The organism is Comamonas sp. JNW (assembly GCF_003105075.1).
Taxonomy (GTDB): domain Bacteria; phylum Pseudomonadota; class Gammaproteobacteria; order Burkholderiales; family Burkholderiaceae_C; genus Comamonas; species Comamonas squillarum.
Window position 1 is genome coordinate 241,402 of record NZ_QETI01000004.1, and the last position, 17,206, is coordinate 258,607.

10 protein-coding genes are annotated in these 17,206 nt (G+C 63.5%); 6 read left to right on the plus strand and 4 right to left on the minus strand.

Features of this window, described 5'->3' with window-relative positions:
* Positions 1 to 491 precede the first annotated feature (491 nt).
* From lldP to dld, 4 genes are all read left to right on the plus strand, one after another.
* Positions 492 to 2,174: an L-lactate permease gene (gene lldP, locus DCO45_RS08550; RefSeq protein ID WP_116925442.1), complete on the plus strand. Its 1,683-nt coding sequence runs from the start codon at positions 492 to 494 to the stop codon at positions 2,172 to 2,174.
* Positions 2,175 to 2,240: 66 nt separating this feature from the next.
* On the plus strand, positions 2,241 to 3,017 hold the full coding sequence (gene lldR / locus DCO45_RS08555) for a transcriptional regulator LldR (RefSeq protein WP_116925443.1): 777 nt from the start codon (positions 2,241 to 2,243) through the stop codon (positions 3,015 to 3,017).
* A 61-nt stretch (positions 3,018 to 3,078) separates the two neighbouring features.
* The gene (gene lldD / locus DCO45_RS08560) at positions 3,079 to 4,215 is read left to right on the plus strand and encodes an FMN-dependent L-lactate dehydrogenase LldD (protein ID WP_116925444.1); all 1,137 of its coding nucleotides are present in this window, start codon (positions 3,079 to 3,081) and stop codon (positions 4,213 to 4,215) included.
* 25 nt (positions 4,216 to 4,240) lie between these two features.
* Complete coding sequence (dld, locus tag DCO45_RS08565; protein WP_116925445.1) at positions 4,241 to 5,995, plus strand: D-lactate dehydrogenase; 1,755 nt, start codon at positions 4,241 to 4,243, stop codon at positions 5,993 to 5,995.
* Positions 5,996 to 6,096: 101 nt separating this feature from the next.
* Here the strand turns inward: dld and DCO45_RS08570 are convergent, their stop codons facing one another.
* Entirely contained in the window at positions 6,097 to 7,011 is a 915-nt protein-coding gene (locus DCO45_RS08570) for a LysR family transcriptional regulator (protein WP_116925446.1), read from the minus strand.
* Between the two features lie 635 nt (positions 7,012 to 7,646).
* Between DCO45_RS08570 and DCO45_RS08575 the strand changes: the two genes are divergently transcribed.
* The gene (locus DCO45_RS08575; protein ID WP_116925527.1) at positions 7,647 to 7,901 is read left to right on the plus strand and encodes a hypothetical protein; all 255 of its coding nucleotides are present in this window, start codon (positions 7,647 to 7,649) and stop codon (positions 7,899 to 7,901) included.
* 46 nt (positions 7,902 to 7,947) lie between these two features.
* Here the strand turns inward: DCO45_RS08575 and DCO45_RS08580 are convergent, their stop codons facing one another.
* Complete coding sequence (locus DCO45_RS08580; RefSeq protein WP_116925447.1) at positions 7,948 to 9,396, minus strand: SLC13 family permease; 1,449 nt, start codon at positions 9,394 to 9,396, stop codon at positions 7,948 to 7,950.
* 180 nt (positions 9,397 to 9,576) lie between these two features.
* Positions 9,577 to 9,825, minus strand: coding sequence for a TIGR04438 family Trp-rich protein (locus tag DCO45_RS08585; RefSeq protein ID WP_116925448.1), 249 nt, complete (start codon positions 9,823 to 9,825; stop codon positions 9,577 to 9,579).
* Between the two features lie 1,065 nt (positions 9,826 to 10,890).
* On the opposite strand from DCO45_RS08585, the gene DCO45_RS08590 reads away from it, so the two are divergent.
* A complete protein-coding gene (locus DCO45_RS08590) occupies positions 10,891 to 16,188 on the plus strand; it encodes a DUF5979 domain-containing protein (RefSeq protein WP_165841157.1) in 5,298 nt (1,765 codons plus the stop codon).
* Between the two features lie 173 nt (positions 16,189 to 16,361).
* On the opposite strand, the gene DCO45_RS08595 is transcribed toward DCO45_RS08590, so the two are convergent.
* Entirely contained in the window at positions 16,362 to 17,126 is a 765-nt protein-coding gene (locus tag DCO45_RS08595; protein ID WP_116925450.1) for a LuxR C-terminal-related transcriptional regulator, read from the minus strand.
* Positions 17,127 to 17,206: the final 80 nt, after the last annotated feature.

The window sequence follows — 17,206 nt, forward strand, 5'->3', positions numbered from 1 at the left end:
CATGCTTTCCTCTGAACACGCCATGCGCCAGTAACCAAGACAAGTTCTTGCTGCCAGCGACGCCAACCCCATCCACATCCAGTCAACCTCAAAACCGCAGGTTCCGCGGCGTCTGGACATGCACATGGGCAGGCCATGCCTGATGGAACCCGGACGTGTTCCATGCAAAGCCATTGCGCTTTGATTGCTTCATATTGGTATGACCAATATGGAAAATGGCACACTAGATTGTCAAATTAAGGGTTTACCCTGGCAATAAATTTGCATGATTCCCCAATAATCGCCCAACTTTGCCGCAGATTGGCGATTTCATGGTTTATTGGTAATACCAATTTAGACCAAAGGTCCAACCAACGGCATAGCGAACAAGCCATTCACCAGGCAAGGCCAAGAACAGGGCAGCCCTAGCAGCCCGTCAGCGCCAAGCCTCCAGTGAACAGCCCAAGAACAAGGCGCGCCATGCGCCCGTCCAATAACTTCGAGACATCGCCATGCAAACTCTCTGGCAGCAAAACTACGACCCGGCTGGCAACATCTGGGTGTCGGCCCTGGTGGCATTGATTCCGATCCTGTTTTTCTTTTTGGCATTAACCAAGTTGCGGCTCAAGGGCTACCAGGCGGGCACTATCACGGTGGTGCTGGCCCTGGCGGTGGCGTTGTTGTTCTACCGCATGCCCGTCAGTGCGGCGCTGGCTTCGGCCGTCTATGGCTTCTTCTATGGCCTTTGGCCCATTGCCTGGATCATTGTGGCTGCGGTGTTTCTGTACAAGATCTCCGTCAAGACGGGGCAGTTCGATGTGATCCGCTCGTCGATCCTGTCGGTCACGCCGGACCAGCGCCTGCAGCTCATCCTGGTGGGCTTTTGCTTTGGCGCGTTTCTGGAAGGGGCGGCAGGTTTTGGCGCGCCGGTCGCGATCACGGCGGCCTTGCTGGTGGGCCTGGGCTTCAAGCCGCTGTATGCCGCTGGTCTGTGCCTGATCGCCAATACTGCGCCGGTGGCGTTTGGTGCGATGGGTATTCCGATCATCGTCGCCGGCCAGGTCTCAGGCGTCGATGCCTTTGCGATTGGCCAGATGGCCGGCCGCCAGCTGCCTTTCATGACTGTGCTGGTGCTGTTCTGGCTGATGGCCATCATGGATGGCTGGCGCGGTGTGAAGGAGACCTGGCCTGCGGTGCTGGTCGGTGGCGGCTCGTTTGCGATCGTGCAGTTTCTCACCGCCAACTACATTGGCCCGGAGCTGCCCGATATCACCTCGGCTATCGTGTCCTTGATTGCGCTGACCCTGTTCCTCAAAGTCTGGCAGCCCAAGCGCATCTTCCGCTTCGCACCTGAGGCGGGTGAGCCGGCTGCAACGGCCGTGCCCGCAGCGCCTGTGTCGTCGGGCGCGCCGCTGACGGCTGTTGCCGTCATCAAGGCCTGGTCGCCGTTCATCATCCTGACGGCCATGGTCACGGTCTGGAGCATCAAGCCCTTCAAGGCGCTGTTTGCCGCGGGTGGCCCGCTGGCGTCCACCGTCATCAATATTCCGGTGCCGTTTCTGCACAACCTGGTCGAGAATACACCGCCCGTCGTGGCCGCTGCCGCCCCTTACGGCGCCGTCTACACCTTCAACTGGCTGCTGGCCACCGGTACCGCCATCCTGATTGCGGCGCTGATCACCATTGCCTTCACCCGCCTGTCGCCGTCCAAGGCAGTGGCAACCTTGGCCGAGACCTTCAAGGAACTGGCCGTGCCGATCTACTCCATCGGTATGGTGCTGGCCTTTGCCTTTGTCGCCAACTACTCGGGCCTGTCGGCCACCCTGGCGCTGGCACTGGCGCACACCGGCCAGGCCTTTACCTTCTTCTCGCCCTTCCTGGGCTGGATAGGGGTGTTCCTGACGGGCTCGGACACCTCTGCCAATGCACTGTTTGCCGCGCTGCAGGCCACTACTGCGCAGCAGCTGGGCCTGCCCCAGGTGCTGACCGTGGCCGCCAACACCACCGGCGGTGTGACGGGCAAGATGATCTCGCCCCAGTCCATCGCCATTGCCTGCGCGGCCGTGGGTCTGGCGGGGCGCGAATCGGATCTGTTCCGCTTTACGGTCAAGCACAGCCTGATCTTTGCGGTCATCATCGGTTTGATGACTACGCTGCAGGCCTATGTGTTTCCGTGGATGATTCCGGGTCATTGAGCGTCGCTGCGCCATCGCCCTTGATGGAGCCCGCGACGGCAACACATACCACCTGAAAGCTCTCCCATGCGCCTCGCTGACCATGTTGTCGAAAAACTGCTTGCCCTGGTGCAGGCCCGTGGCTTGCAGCCGGGCCAGCGCCTGCCGGCGGAGCGGCAACTGGCGCTGGAGCTGGGGGTGTCGCGCACATCGGTGCGCGAGGCGCTGCAAAAGCTCATCAGCCAGGGGGTGCTGTCGGCCCGGCGCGGCGATGGCACCTATGTGCAAACGGTGCCATCGGCCGATTGGCTGCAAGAGGCCATGGGGCCGTTGGCCGGACTGATTGAATCGGACCCCAACTACCGCTATGACGTGCTGGAGACCCGCCATGCGCTGGAGAGCAGCACCGCCTGGCTGGCCGCGCAGCGTGCCACCGCGCAAGACAAGGAACGCATCCAGCGCTGCTTTGACGTGATGATCGAGCACCAGCAAAGCGGCCATGCCGAGCTGGCCGCACGCGCCGATGCGCAGTTCCACCTGGCGATTGCCGAGGCATCGCACAACCTGGTGCTGGTGCAGGTGATGCAAAGCCTGTTCACCGTGGTGCTCTCTACCGTGGAGCGCAACCGCCATGACATGTTCCGTTTGAGCGCCCCCGTCACGCTGCAGCAGCTCACCGTGCAGCACCAAAGCCTGATGCAGGCGATTTTGGAGGGCGACCCGCAGCGCGCCCGCGCCTGCATTGGCGAGCACCTGGAGCATGTGCGCCACACCATCTTGCAGATGGACGAAGAGCGCGCGCGGCGCGAGCGATCGATGCGCCTGCCGGCCGAGCTGATGCCCAGCCCGCCCGGGGCGCCCTGATCTGCGCGGACCCTGACAACCAACAAACCGAGACAAACCTCCCAGCCCTGAGAGCGCCACCATGATCATCTCTTCCGCCTCCGACTACCGCGCCGCCGCGCAAAAGCGCCTGCCGCCGTTTCTGTTCCACTACATCGATGGCGGCGCCTATGCCGAGCAAACGCTCAAGCGCAATGTGGCTGATTACGCCGACGTGGCCCTGCGCCAGCGCGTGCTCAAGGACATGAGCCAGCTCGACACCAGCATCGAGCTGTTTGGCGAGAAGCTCTCTATCCCCGCCATCCTGGCCCCCGTGGGCCTGCTGGGCATGTTTGCACGCCGGGGCGAGGTGCAGGCCTCACGCGCCGCCGCTGCCCATGGCATTCCCTTCACCCTGTCCACCGTTTCGGTCTGCCCGATTGAAGAGGTGGCACCCGGCCTGGGCCGGCCCATGTGGTTCCAGCTCTATGTGCTCAAGGACCGGGGCTTTATGAAGAATGCGCTCGAGCGCGCGCGGGCCGCCGGCTGCTCCACCCTGGTGTTCACCGTCGATATGCCCGTGCCCGGCGCCCGCTACCGCGATGCGCATTCGGGCATGAGTGGCCCCAACGCCGCGATGCGCCGCTACTGGCAGTCCGTCACCCACCCGGCCTGGTCCTGGGATGTGGGCTTGAACGGCCGACCGCACGACCTGGGCAATATCTCCGCCTACCGGGGCAGCCCCACCGGCTTGGCCGACTACATCGGCTGGCTGGGCAGCAATTTTGATCCATCGATCTCCTGGAAGGACCTGGAATGGATCCGCGACTTCTGGAAGGGCCCGATGGTCATCAAGGGCATCCTGGACCCGGAAGACGCCAAGGATGCCGTGCGCTTTGGCGCCGATGGCATTGTGGTCAGCAACCATGGGGGCCGCCAGCTCGATGGCGTGCTGTCGTCGGCCCGCGCGTTGCCGGCCATTGCCGATGCGGTCAAGGGCCAGATCAAGATTCTGGCGGACTCGGGCATCCGCAATGGGCTCGACATTGTGCGCGCCATTGCCTTGGGGGCGGACGCCACCTTGCTCGGCCGCGCCTTTATCTATGCGCTGGCCACGTCGGGCCAGGCCGGCGTCAAGCACCTGCTGGAGCTGATGGAGAAGGAAATGCGCGTGGCGATGACCTTGACCAGCGTGGCCAAGGTCGCCGATATCAACGGCGATCTGCTGGTGCGCCAGTAAACGACGCACCCTACCAAGACCTGCCATGACCGCTGCCACCACCACCTCCGTATCGCGCGAAGCGCTGCTGGCCCAACTGCGCGCCGCCGTCGGCCCCGCCCATGTGCTGACGGGCGACCAGGCCACGCGCCGTTTTCGCAAAGGCCACCGGACTGGCGAAGGCCCGGTGCTGGCGGTGGTGCGCCCGGCCAGCCTGTGGGAGCAGTGGCAGGTGCTGGAGGCCGCTGTGGCCGCAGGCCGCATTGTCATCATGCAGGCGGCCAACACCGGGCTCACCGGCGGGTCAACGCCCGATGGCAGCGGCTATGACCGCGAGATCGTGCTGATCAACACCTTGCGCATCACCGGAGTGCAGGTGATTGGCGGTGGCGCCCAGGTCATCTGCCTGCCCGGGGCCACGTTGGACAAGTTGGAGCAGGTGCTGGCACCCTTGGGGCGCGAGCCGCATTCGGTCATCGGCTCGTCCTGCATCGGCGCCTCGGTGCTCGGCGGCATCTGCAACAACTCCGGCGGCTCGCTGGTGCGGCGCGGACCGGCCTATACCGAGCTGGCGCTCTACGCCCAGGTGCGGGCCGATGGCTCGCTGGCGCTGGTCAACCACCTGGGCATTGCGCTGGGGGATAGCCCGCAAGAGATTTTGACCCGCCTGCACAACGGCGACTACCGCGAGGCCGACATCACGCACGATGCGCAGCGCGCCGCCTCCGACCCGCGCTACGCCGCCGCCGTGCGCGATGTGGACCAGGATTCGCCCGCGCGCTTCAATGCCGATCCCTCGCGCTTGTTTGAGGCCTCGGGCTCGGCCGGCAAGCTCTGCCTGTTTGCAGTGCGGCTCGATACTTTTCCGAAAGTGCCCAGCACCGTCTTCTATATCGGCAGCAATGCGGCCGACGACCTGACCACGGTGCGCCGCCATCTGCTCACCGCCTTGCCGGAGTTGCCGATTGCCGGTGAGTACATCCACCGCACCGCCTACGACATTGGCGAGCAATACGGCAAGGATACCTTCTTGCTGATCGACCGCTTTGGCACCGCCCGCGTGCCTGCGGCCTTTGCGCTCAAAAGCCGGGTCGATGGCTTCTTTGAGCGGCTGGGCTTGCGCGGCGTCAGCGACCGCATCATCCAGGCGTTCACCAACCTCTTGCCCAGCCACCTGCCCGCGCGCATGCGCCAGTGGCGCGAGCGCTATGAGCACCACCTGCTGCTGCGCGTATCGAACGACACGGCGGACGCCACACGCGCGTTTCTGAGCACGCATTTTGCTGGCAGCGCCAGTGGCGGCTGGTTTGAGTGTGATGCCGATGAAGGGCGCAAGGCCTTTTTGCACCGCTTTGCGATTGCCGGCGCTGCCATCCGCTACCGCGAAGTGCACCGCGCCCAGGTCGAAGACATTGTCGCGCTCGATGTCGCCCTGCGCCGCAATGACCGTGACTGGGTGGAGCAGTTGCCCGCCGAGGTCGAGGCCGACATAGTGCACAAGCTCTACTACGGCCACTTTTTCTGCCATGTCTTCCACCAGGACTACATCGTGAAAAAGGGCGTCGATCCGCTGGCCATGGAGCACCGCATGTGGGCGCTGCTCGATGCGCGCCGGGCCGAGTACCCGGCCGAGCACAATGTGGGCCACCTCTATGTGGCCAAGCCTGCATTGGCCGATTTTTACCGCCAGCTGGACCCCAGTAACAGCTTGAACCCCGGCATTGGCCATACGGCGCGGGGCAAGAACTGGGAGGCTTGTTGTGAGCGGCCAAGTGCCTGGCCCAAAGGGTATTCAGACTAGCGCAGGGCGGGGCTGTGGCGCTGGCGATAACGCACTGGCGCCGGGGAAGGAAGGGCAAGCAATGGCTGGCCTGCAGCCAATAGGCGGTGGTCTGGACGGGCTCACAGCGTCTCGCACAGCATGTCCCAGAAGGCTTGCACCAGCAACGGGGTGTCGGCCTGCTTGCCGTGCTTCATCAGACAGATTTTTCTGGCCAGCTGTGGCCGGGCGATCGGCAGGTAGCACAGCTGCGGGTCAGTGTGCGCCTGCTTGCTCAGGCTGGATATCAGCCCGACTTTCAGATCACTGTGCACCAGCGCGTACAGCGATTCGATCGACGACAGGTTGTGCGGCACATTGACATGCACGCCCTGCTCGCGCAGCACGGTGGTGATCATGTCATAGGTATTGCCCCGCCGCAGCACCGCCAGCGGCTGGTCTTTGAGATCGTGCCAGTGCAGCTTGGCCTGCTGGGCCAGCGGATGGCGCGGGGAGACCACGACCACGATCTCATCGCTGGTGATCAGGCGCGAATCAATGTGCGCAGGCATATCGAAATGCAGCCCGACCGCAATATCCGCATCCCCTTGCGTGATCGAATCGATCAGCGTGTCGCTGTGCATGTCGTCGAGCACGAAATGCACCTCCGGGTGGCGCTGCTGGAACTGGGCCATGTACGGCGCAATCCACTGCGATGCCGATGGGATGCAGTGGATGCGGATAGAGCGGCTCTGGTGCTGCAGCCGCTGGAGCATCTCCTCCATGCCCTGGTCAAAGGTGGCAATCATCCAGCTGACCTGGGCGCGCACCGATTCGCCCGCTGGTGTCAGCCGCACGCGCCGCATGCTGCGGTCAAACAAGGTGACGCCCAGCGTGATTTCGAGTTCGCGGATGGCGGAGGAAAAGGCCGGCTGGCTCATCGCCAGCGACTGGGCAGCCTGGGTGAAGGTGGGGTGCTCAGCGGCCTGCTTGAAGCAGCTGAGCTGCCGCAATGTGGGGATGGATGCCGATCTCTGCGGCTGGTAAACGTGGGTCATGATGAATTCATTTTTTCAAATCAAAATAATTACTCCAATTGTAAATTGCTATGTAATTAAATTTTTTACAGATGCGTAAAAAAATGGGTGGGAACGGTCGCCGATGGCAGCTGGATTGCACCAACAGAAGCGTAAAAGTTCCAGAGATTTTTACGAAATTGCCTCTGTTTCATCGGTGTTTTTACCGATGAATGGCGAAGTGATGGCGCCGGGATGGTAGCGACTGTGCCACAGATGGGGTAGATCGTAGGCATACCTAACATTTGTTGAATTTATCGCTATTTATTAACGATAGATATAGTATATTATTTAAGTTGGTTTTTTCGCACAGATCGACCCGAGGTTGGCGTGCCGCCCACAGGGCGTTTTGACCAGTGGCGTTCAGCGCCTCCCTGGCCCTGGGCCAGCGCACTGCCTGCCGCAGCCTGCTGCCCATGCTGCCGATGCGCTGTGCATGCCCGCAGCAGCCTGCCCCTTTGCCCGGATGCCATGTCTTGACCGGGCCGGCGCTGCCGCTGCGCAATGGCGTCCCCTGGTGCTTTTCCGAAACTCCGCTGCTGGTGCAGCAGACCGGGCCCATCGACGGGCCGGACAGCCGGCGCGGGAATGTCTTTTATTTTTTTACAAGCTCAACTATGAATTTTTCATGCATCGATTGGAGCCAGGCGCCAGAGGATGCGCGCTGGTGGGCCATGGATGGTGATGGCCATGCCTATTGGTACTGCAGGCCGCAGATTGCCGCGGCCACCACCTTCTGGTTTGCTGCGCGCCACCCGGCGCCCAGCTTTGGCTATGCGCGCGATTTCCGGCAGTCCCTGCAGGCGCGGCCGGCACCGGCTGAGGAGAGTGCGCCTGCGCGCGCTGCAGCGAGCCGTCTGCTGCGCCGCTAGCACGGTGCGCCAGCCCTGCCCCGGGGCAGGGCTGGCGCCGTGCCGGTCAGATAATGCCCAGCATCCAGGTCAGCACCAGCAGTGACAGCGACAAGCCCCAGATCCAGAAGAACGAGTAGCGGATATGCTGGCCCATCGACAGCTTGGCCAGGCCCAGGCCCATCCACAGCGCCGGCGAGAACGGCGAGACAAAGGTGCCCACAATGCTGCCGATGATCATCGCGTAGGCTGCCGAAGTCGACGGCACCCCCGCCTGCGAGGTGATCTGCTCGACGACCGGGAACAGCGCGAAGTAGTAGGCATCGGTGCTCAGCACCAGCTCCAGCGGAATGCCGATGGCGCCAATGACCAGGTGCATATAGGGCAGCAGCACGGCCGGCAGCACATCGACCAAGGCCCGCGCAATGCTGTTGAGCATGCCCGACTCCTTGAGGATGCCCAGGAACGTACCGGCCGCCAAGATGATGCTGGCCATCATGATGGCGCCGCCCGCGTGGGCATTGATGCGCTCGATCTGCACCTTGGGTTGGGGGTAGTTGATGACCAGGGCCACGCACAGCGCAATCATGAAGGTATAGCCGGGCGGGAACACGCCCATCACCAGCACCGCCAGGGTGAGCAAAAACACCAGCGCATTGACCCAGCGCAACCGGGGGCGCAACAGCTGCGCGCGCGCCTCATCGGCCGCCTTGGCCGCAGCCGCCTGCATGGCCAGTTCGGTGGCGGCATGGGGCTGCAGTGCCGCGGCCAGCTCGTCGACATGGCTGGGATGGGCGGATGCGGGCGCCGATGTCGCCACCGACGCAGACGCAGCTGCAGACGCAGAGCCGGACACCGCAGCAGGCATGGCTTGCGCCAGCTCGGCCTTGAGCGCCTGGCGGCGAATGCGGCGCTGCTCACGCAGGCCCAAAAACACCGCCAGCACCAGCAGCAAGGCCAGGCCCAGGCCTTGCACCACCACCAGCTCGCGCCACAGCGCCACGGCATCCATCTCCAGCACGGTGGCTACGCGGCCCACCGGCCCACCCCAGGGCAGCATGTTGACCACGCCGGCGCTGGCAGCCAGCAGCAAAAAGAGCAGGTAGGGGCTCATCTTCAGGCGCTGGTACAGCGGCAGCAAAGGCGGCACCACCAGCAAGAAGGTGGAGGCGCCTGCGCCATCGAGTTGTGCGATGGCCGATATCAGCACCGTGCCCACGGCCACGGCAATCACATTGCCGCGCGTGATGCGCACCATGGCGCGAATCAGCGGGTCAAACAAGCCCACATCGTTCATCACGCCAAAAAACAAAATGGCAAAGATGAACATGGTCACCACCTGCACCACGGAGCTGATGCCATGGCGGTAGAAACCGGTGATCTCGCTGGTACTGAAGCCAGCGATCAGGGCGCCGGCAAGGGGCACCAGCACCATGCTGATCACGGGCGAGACCTTCTCGCTCAGCAGCAAGGCGACGATGACAACAACAATGGCTAAGCCAATCAAGGTGAGCATAACTACTTCTTCTAGTGCGTGGGGGAAATGGCGCATACCTTGCGCGGTATGCAGCCGGCGCTGAGTGGCCCACACATGCCCGGTAGCCAGGCCCGGCGGTGCTTGTGGCACCGCCAGCGGCTCGCCTCTCGTCTCCAGGGCAAACACGGGGTGGGTTTGCCGGGGCGGTGTGGGCCGCTCTTATCTGTCGCGGGACCGGGTCGCGTTGAATCTGAAAAGGTCCTTGTCTTTCACATAGCGGGCCGATTGCTTGCGGGCGCGCCGCGCCCGGCTGCGCCGGCGTGTGTAGCCGGACCAGTCGGCCCACAGCTTCCACAGCAGGGCCAGCAACGAGGGCGCCAGCACATGGGGCCATGGCCAGCTATCTATCGGTGGAATTTCATAGATTTTCAGCATCAACAGGCTGACAGCAATGATCAAGAGGTACATGGCAGAAAGAAGGGGCGTGTTGTGCTGCCTGCGAGGGGCGGATAGGTACGACCGCAGGCAGCGGTAGCGCAAGGCGGGCGGTGACCTCACCACCCGGGATGAAACGGGGAATCAGGCCGGCAATGGCTGGGCGGTACCCCACCCTGTGCCTGCAGACCTGAAGAAAGCGTGTCTGGGACGCCATCTGTAGAGACTGGGCGGCATACAGCGACACATGCGCATAAATTATAGCTTTATGCTAATAAATCAATGAATCAAATCATTAACAGCTATGTTGAATGCGCATTCTGTGCTGGCGCTGCTGCTGGGTGTGTGGGCGGAAAAAGGCCGTCGATACCATGCCTGCAGGTGGCCAAACCCTTGGAGCTACAGGGTTTGATGGCGGGGGCGCGGTTTTTTTTACAGCCCATTGGGCGCGTTCAGGTGCAGTGACCTGGCAAGCGTCAAATGCGATTTTTGCTGTGAATTTCTAGGGTTTTAGAGCCCTGTGGTGCCAGTCAGGTACAGCGCTGGGTTGTCAGAAGTTAACAAATCAAAAGTGTATAGATAAAGTCATTAACTGAATAACTAGCCAGTCATATCTGACACTTTTCTGATCAGAACTTATGAAAATCGGCAGATGCCTAGAGCATTGCTAATACAACAAATTTTTCGAGAAGTGGTAGTTTTTGTGCGCGTGCTGATAAACGGTAAATACTGTGGGTTGCATGCATAAAAAACGAAAGGTTACGAAATAAACCAAAGAAAGCGTTATGCCATTTTGGCGACGAATTGTTAACCCAACGCCTTGGCGGATGGGTTTGCAGCGATGTCGCATGTCAGAGGTAGAACCCTTATCCCATAGGCGTTTGCGAAGTTTTGGTGGCGACAAAATAGGCGCCGAACAGCCGACCCAGAGCGCCCGCGTAAACCCTAGGTTGTGGCATATGTAACGTATGAATGTTAATTTTTTCAAACCAAGACGAAAACAGTGGTTTTTGTGCCAGCCCTTGTCCGCGGTGCTAATTTAGGTAACGAGGCCATTAAAATTTGTACATATTAATATTTCCAATGAATGGAGTTGATGTGATAAAAAATTATCTGCATCGCATGCGCTGGGAGGCGCAAGGGCCTGCGACCCGGCCCAAAGGAGGCGCCCTGCGTGGCGCGGTGATTGGCAGGGCCCTGTTGGCCCTGGCGGGCCTGTGCGCCTTGGCCAGCCCGGCGCAAGCGGCCATCACCATCACCAGCGCGGTGGTCAGTGCAGACGGCAGCGGCCCATTCGACGCCGACAACAACCCCGGCAATGACAGCGGGCCTGCCAATGGCGTCGTGCGCAGCCAGGACACCGTCCTCTACACCATCGGCTACAACGCTTCGGACACCAGCAACAGCGTGATCACCGCGACCTTGCCTGCGGGCATGCGCTGGGATCCCACTGCCACTGCTGCCTCCGTGTGTAATGGCCCTGGCGGCGGCAGCTTGAATGCTGCCCGAACCGTGCTGACCTGTAACCGCCAGCCCGCCAGTGCGGGCGTAGAGTCGTTCCAGGTGCTCAGCTGGGTGGGCAATGTCGGCAATGGCGCATCGGTGGCATTGACCGCCGCGTCCAGCGGCTCGTCGGTCACATCGGCGCCGGTTACCGTATCCGCCACCCCAAAAACCGATACCCGGGTGCGGGTAGAGGCTGCCAATATTGTGCGTGCGGAAACCTCCACCGGCTCCAACGTGTGGGAGCGGCGCATGCCGGTCACCATCAGCCTGGGCGCTTTGCTGCCCGCCAGCGGCAACTTCAAGGGCTATGAGGCGCTGCAAAACCCGGTGTCCGTCACCATCAAGGTGCAGACGGGCGCCGTGGTCCGTACCTGCCCCGCTGGCGCTACCTGTAGCCAGCCCGGCGGGCCGGGCACCGATGTAACGGTGCAGTTCACTAGCCCCACCACCCATTTCCTTGATGCAGTCAATCCCGGCGGCTATGAGGCGACATGGCGGCAAACCGCTACGGCGATTGTGCAAATTGGTGTGCCTGAGATTCCCAACTTCCCGGCAGGCCAGAACAGCGCTATCACGGCGCAGCTGGTCAACTTTGCACCACTGGGCCTGGGCGGCCAGCCCGATGCGGTGCCAGCGCCTGGCTACCAGCCCGGCTATGTCTGCCCGGCTGGCGCGAACGGCACGCAAACCTGTGCCACTGCAACGGTCAGCCGTACCCAAACCCTGCAGCTGGCCATCAGTGGCGGCGCGGTGTATGACAACGTCAACCTGATCTACGGCGATGGCCATGGCTATACCCAGAACTTTGAGAAGGTGGTGCCCGGCCAGGCCTTTAATGCGCTGATGGGCGTGGGCAACCGCCCGACCTCCGAAGACCCGGCCACCGATGCGCAATCCTGTGTGGCCTGGAACCCGGCCTTGCTGGAGTTGCGCGCGCCCGCCAGCCTGAAGCTGAGCAACCTGGCGGTCTTCTACCAGCCAACCAATCTGCTGTCGCCCGATGTAGCGCCCGCCAATATGGTGATGGAGTATTCGGCCCAGCCCTATGCCGATGATGCGGCGCGCCGCGCGGCCAACTGCGGGGTCGCCGGTGATGGCAATCCGCTGTGGACCAGCAACTACGCATCGCTGCCGCCCAATACCATCACCAGCGTGCGCTATGCCTACAGCCCCAATCTGACACCTGGCCAAACGCTGGGCCTGGTGCTGCCGCTGCAGCGCAGCAGCAGCGCGGCATCGCTGGCGCTGGCCGATGATGCACCGCTGCCCTGGTTCTCCCAGTACTTCACGGCAGCCAGCGGACGCGTGTACTCGACCTTTGACGGCAACAGCAGCACCGTTGGCGCCAACGGTGGCGGCTATGTGCAGGCGGCGTCTGCGCTGGTGCGGCACAGCATTGCGCTGCCCGGCAGCGTCTCGCCTGGCGATATTTTCCCGATCAGCGTCACGCCCACCACCATTGGCGCGACCACGCCCGGGGTCAATGGCGTCTCACGCAATGTGCAGATCACCCTTGACTTTCCCAACACCTATATCCAGCCGCTGGAGAGCTCGATTGCACCGGCCTTGCCGCCCGGGGCAACCTATGTGCTCACGCCCGCCAATCTGGGCCCGGACGGCTTGCCCGGCACGGCTGACGATGGCGCTCCCGCCAAGCTGGTGCTGAACCTGGGCGACCTGGCAGCACCCGGTGGCGCGGTGGGCCCGGCCCCGTACCAGGGCCATGCCACGGCCCACCCGGCCATCACCTTCCAGGCTCAGGCAGCCTATATCTCTCCTGTGGGCACCTACCCGCTGGTGGGCCTGGTGGCAGCCAACAATGACCTGAGCTTTGCCGACTACACCGGTGTGCCCAATATCGTGCCGGCCGCCTTGCTGCAAGACCGCAATGAGCGGGTCAGCACCACGGTGTCGGGCGTTGCCGGCTTCCAGATGAGCAAGGCGCTGGTCAGTGGCGGCACGGTCGACAACAGCGACCCGGCCAATCCGGTCACCCGCATCACCGCTGGACAGCCCTTTACCTATGCGATCTCGTTTGGCAATGCCACCAGCACGGCCAAGGGCCAGTTGCGCATGGTCGATGTGCTGCCCTTTGATGGCGACGACCGCGGCACCACGGGCCTGGGCCCGCTGCAAATGGTCAGCGCCACCGCCGCCATGGGTGGCTCCGGCCAGGGCACGATCGGCATTGAGTACACCACCACGGCAGCGGCCACGGTGCGCGCTGCCGTCCAAACCCCGGGCAATGAAGATGCAGCCACCGGCGTGGCCTGGACGGCCTACGCCGGCGGTGCCTTCCCCGCGGGTGTGACGGCGCTGCGCTTTACCACCAGCTCGACGCTGCAACCGGGCTACAGCGGTATTGCCAACCTGACGATGCGCAGCGCTTCCCCGCTGGCGCCCACCACCGAGCTGTACAACGACGTGTTTGGCCGCGAGCTGAGCCCCGGGGGCCTGGTGCTGACGGCAAGCGGACAGGTGGAGCTGCGTGGCCAGGCGGCTGCCAGCCTGACGGGCCTGGTGTTCAACGACCTGAACATGAACAACACGCTGGACGCTGGTGAAGCGGGAGTAGCGGGCATCACGGCCACGCTGACCTGCGATGCCGGCCCTGCCTGCACGGCGGGCGAAACGCATAGCGCAGTGACCGACGCCTCGGGCGTGTACAGCTTTGCGCCGGGCGCCACGGTCGATGGACAGGCCAATTTCCCAGGTCTTGCCAGCGGCTCCTGGACCTTGAGCATTGCCCCCGGTGCGCAGTGGCTGGCCGTTGGTGCCACCCCCGGCACCGTCAATGGCGCAGCGTCTGGCACGGCGGTGGACCGCAGCATCAGCGGCATCGTGGTACCCACGGGCGGAACGGCGGTGGACTACCTGTTTGCCGAGCGCCAGCAGGGCAGCCTGACCATCAACAAGGCGCTCGTGCTGCCCGCGGGTGTGACCGGTCCTTTTGATTTTGCGTTTACCGCAACCTGTGACCTGCCCACCGCTGGCTTCACCTACCCTGCGACCCTGACCGGCTACCCGGCCAATACCTCGGTGACGATTGACGAGGTGCCCGCCACTGCCAACTGCACGGTGACCGAAGACACCCCTTTGCCCGCGGCCCCTGCCTCGTACGAATGGGCGGCCCCCTCGGCGCCTGCGCCCGTGGTGATCGCTGCCAACGGCAACGCGGCGGTGACGGTGACCAATACGCTCAATGCGCTGTATGGCAGCATCACGATCACCAAGGATCTGGTGTTGCCAGGTGACGCCCCTGGTCCGTTCACCTTCAGCTACACGGCGACCTGCGATCTGCCAACGGCCGGTTCGGTGTTCCCCGCCAGCCTGACGTACCCGACCGCGACGTCGACCACCATTGCCAATGTGCCCGCCGGTGCGCAGTGCGTCGTGGCGGAAGGCCCCTTGCCTGCAGCCCCTGCGAACTACACCTGGGGCCCAGCGGCAGCGAACGCCAATGTGACGGTGCCGCTGAATGCCTCGGCCCCGGTGACGATGGCCAGCAGCCTGGTGCGCTTGACCGCCGGTATTGAAGTGACCAAGACCCTGGCGCTGCCCAGCGGTGTGACCGGCCCCTTCAGCTTTGGCTTTACCGCCACCTGCAACCTGCCCAGCGCGGGCTCGACCTTCACTGCGACCTTGGCCAACTACCCGACCAACACCCGGGTGACGATCCCTGGCATCCCTTCGGGCGCCAGCTGCGCGGTGACGGAAAACACCCCGCTGCCAACCGCACCGGATGGCTACGAATGGGCAGCGCCTAGCGTGCCTGCTCCGGTCACGGTGCCCAGCAGTGGCGTGGCTTCGGTGGCGGTGACCAATGCGCTGAACCAGCAGTTTGGCAGCATCACCATCAACAAGACGCTGACCCTGCCCAATGGCGTGACCGGTCCGTTCAACTTCACGTACACGGCCACCTGCGACCTGCCCAGTGCCGGCACGGTGTTCCCTGCGAGCTTGAGCTACCCGACCGCGACGTCGGCCACCATCGCCAATGTGCCCGCTGGCGCCCAGTGCGTAGTGGCTGAAGGCCCCCTGCCCACGCCACCTGCCAACTTCAGCTGGGGCCCTGCGGCGGCCAATGTCAACGTCACGGTGTCTGCCAACAGCGCCGTTGCCGCCACGATGGCCAGCACCCTGGTGCGCCAGCAAGCGGGCATTGAAGTGACCAAGACCCTGGCACTGCCCAGCGGCGTGACCGGCCCCTTCAGCTTTGGCTTTTCCGCCACCTGCGACCTGCCTAGCGCTGGCACGGTCTACACCGCCACGTTGGCCGACTACCCGACCAACACCAAGGTGACGATCGCCAATGTGCCAGCCGGTGCCAACTGCACGGTGGTGGAAGACCAGCCGCTGCCAACGGCGCCTGCCAACTACGTGTGGGCGGCTCCGTCGGTGCCCGCACCCGTGGTGGTGCCCAGCACCGGTGCGGTGGCAGTCGGTGTGACCAATGCGCTGACCGGGCAGACCGGTGACATCCTGGTGAACCTGAACACCACCCTGCCCGATGGCGTGGCCGGTCCCTTCAGCTTTGTCGTGACCGCCACTTGCAACCTGCCCACAGCGGGAACCACCCACAGCGTGACCATCGTGTCGCCACCAGCGAGCGCGACCGGCACCATCACCGGTGCCCAGGCCGGCGCTGAGTGCACGATTGCGCAAACCTTGCCTGCCGCACCGGCTGGCTACCAGTGGGATGCGCCAACGCTGGAAGGCAGCCCGGTGACCATCGCGGCCAACACCAATGTGCCAGTGACGGTGAGCAACAGCCTGGTCAAGGCGCAAGCGGGCACGCCAACGCCCGTGCCAGTGGACAGCCGCGTAGCACTGCTGCTGCTGGCACTGCTGCTGGCTGCCGGCGCCAGCCTGCAACTGCGCAAGCGCTAAATCAGCCATCCAGCAGGGCGGGCCACTCCGCACTGCTGGCTGGGTGAGCACAACCAGCAAAACCGGGGCTTGAGGCCCCGGTTTTTTTATGCCTGTTGGTTGGATGCCCGTGTGCGCAAAGGCAGGCTCATTGCGCGCTGCGAGCGCCTCAACTGCTCTGAAGACGGCAGGCGCTAGTTCAGCAGCCCTGGCAAAAAATCACTGGCCCGGCGAAACCGGAAACGCGCATAGGCACGCAGCCGGTAGGTATGCACTGTCGCCGTGCTGATGGACAGCGCGGTGCCAATGTCCTGGGCGCTGTCGCCCAGCAAGGAGCGCGCAATGACCAGGCGCTCGCGCGCGGTGAGGGACGGAAAGCTGCGCTGCAGGCGCGCCAGCAATAGACCTTGGGCATCGGCATCGGCTTGCGGCCGGGTGGGGGCGGCTGATTCCCGGACCCGGGCATGCAAGGCCACCATCGCCAACTGCCCCAAGGCGGCCAATTGCGGACTGGGGCTGGCGGACTGCACATGCAGACCCCGGTAAAAGCTCAGAATCAGCAAGCGCTGCGAAGCATCGACCCAGCTGAAGCTGAGCTTGTCGACAAAGCCCGGTTGCTCAAAACACAGTTCGCGGTACTCCCCCGAGGGCAGATGGCAGGCCCGCACCTGCTGCGAAAAACCCCCGCTGCGCTTGCCCCGCAAGGCCTGCGCCTGCAGCACCGGGTCCATCGCATGGAAGCGCCGGGCGTAGGCGCCTGTCCGCTCGGCAATCCCCCGGCGCTCGCCGGCAGCCAGGACCTCGTGCACGCCGCCCGCTGCATCGACCTGGTAGGCGAAGATCTCTTCGACCTGGTCGAGGCCGCGCGAGGCGCCCAGCAGCGTCTGCGCAAAATCGGGTGACAGCGCCGCGTCGAGCAGCGACTGCCCCATCGAGGGATCAAACATCAACGCTTGCATGGTGGCGACTCCTTGCTGCGGCCTGGGCAGCCATTAGGGGCTCTGTGGGTGGCATCGTGGAACGACGCGGGCCATCGCAG

Excerpts from the sequence above, each read along its gene's own strand:
- lldP (WP_116925442.1), top strand. The coding sequence starts at position 492 with ATGCAAACTCTCTGGCAGCAAAACTACGACCCGGCTGGCAACATCTGG.
- lldR (WP_116925443.1), top strand. The coding sequence starts at position 2,241 with ATGCGCCTCGCTGACCATGTTGTCGAAAAACTGCTTGCCCTGGTGCAG.
- lldD (WP_116925444.1), top strand. The coding sequence starts at position 3,079 with ATGATCATCTCTTCCGCCTCCGACTACCGCGCCGCCGCGCAAAAGCGC.
- dld (WP_116925445.1), top strand. The coding sequence starts at position 4,241 with ATGACCGCTGCCACCACCACCTCCGTATCGCGCGAAGCGCTGCTGGCC.
- DCO45_RS08570 (WP_116925446.1), bottom strand. The coding sequence starts at position 7,011 with ATGACCCACGTTTACCAGCCGCAGAGATCGGCATCCATCCCCACATTG.
- DCO45_RS08575 (WP_116925527.1), top strand. The coding sequence starts at position 7,647 with ATGAATTTTTCATGCATCGATTGGAGCCAGGCGCCAGAGGATGCGCGC.
- DCO45_RS08580 (WP_116925447.1), bottom strand. The coding sequence starts at position 9,396 with ATGCTCACCTTGATTGGCTTAGCCATTGTTGTTGTCATCGTCGCCTTG.
- DCO45_RS08585 (WP_116925448.1), bottom strand. The coding sequence starts at position 9,825 with ATGTACCTCTTGATCATTGCTGTCAGCCTGTTGATGCTGAAAATCTAT.
- DCO45_RS08595 (WP_116925450.1), bottom strand. The coding sequence starts at position 17,126 with ATGCAAGCGTTGATGTTTGATCCCTCGATGGGGCAGTCGCTGCTCGAC.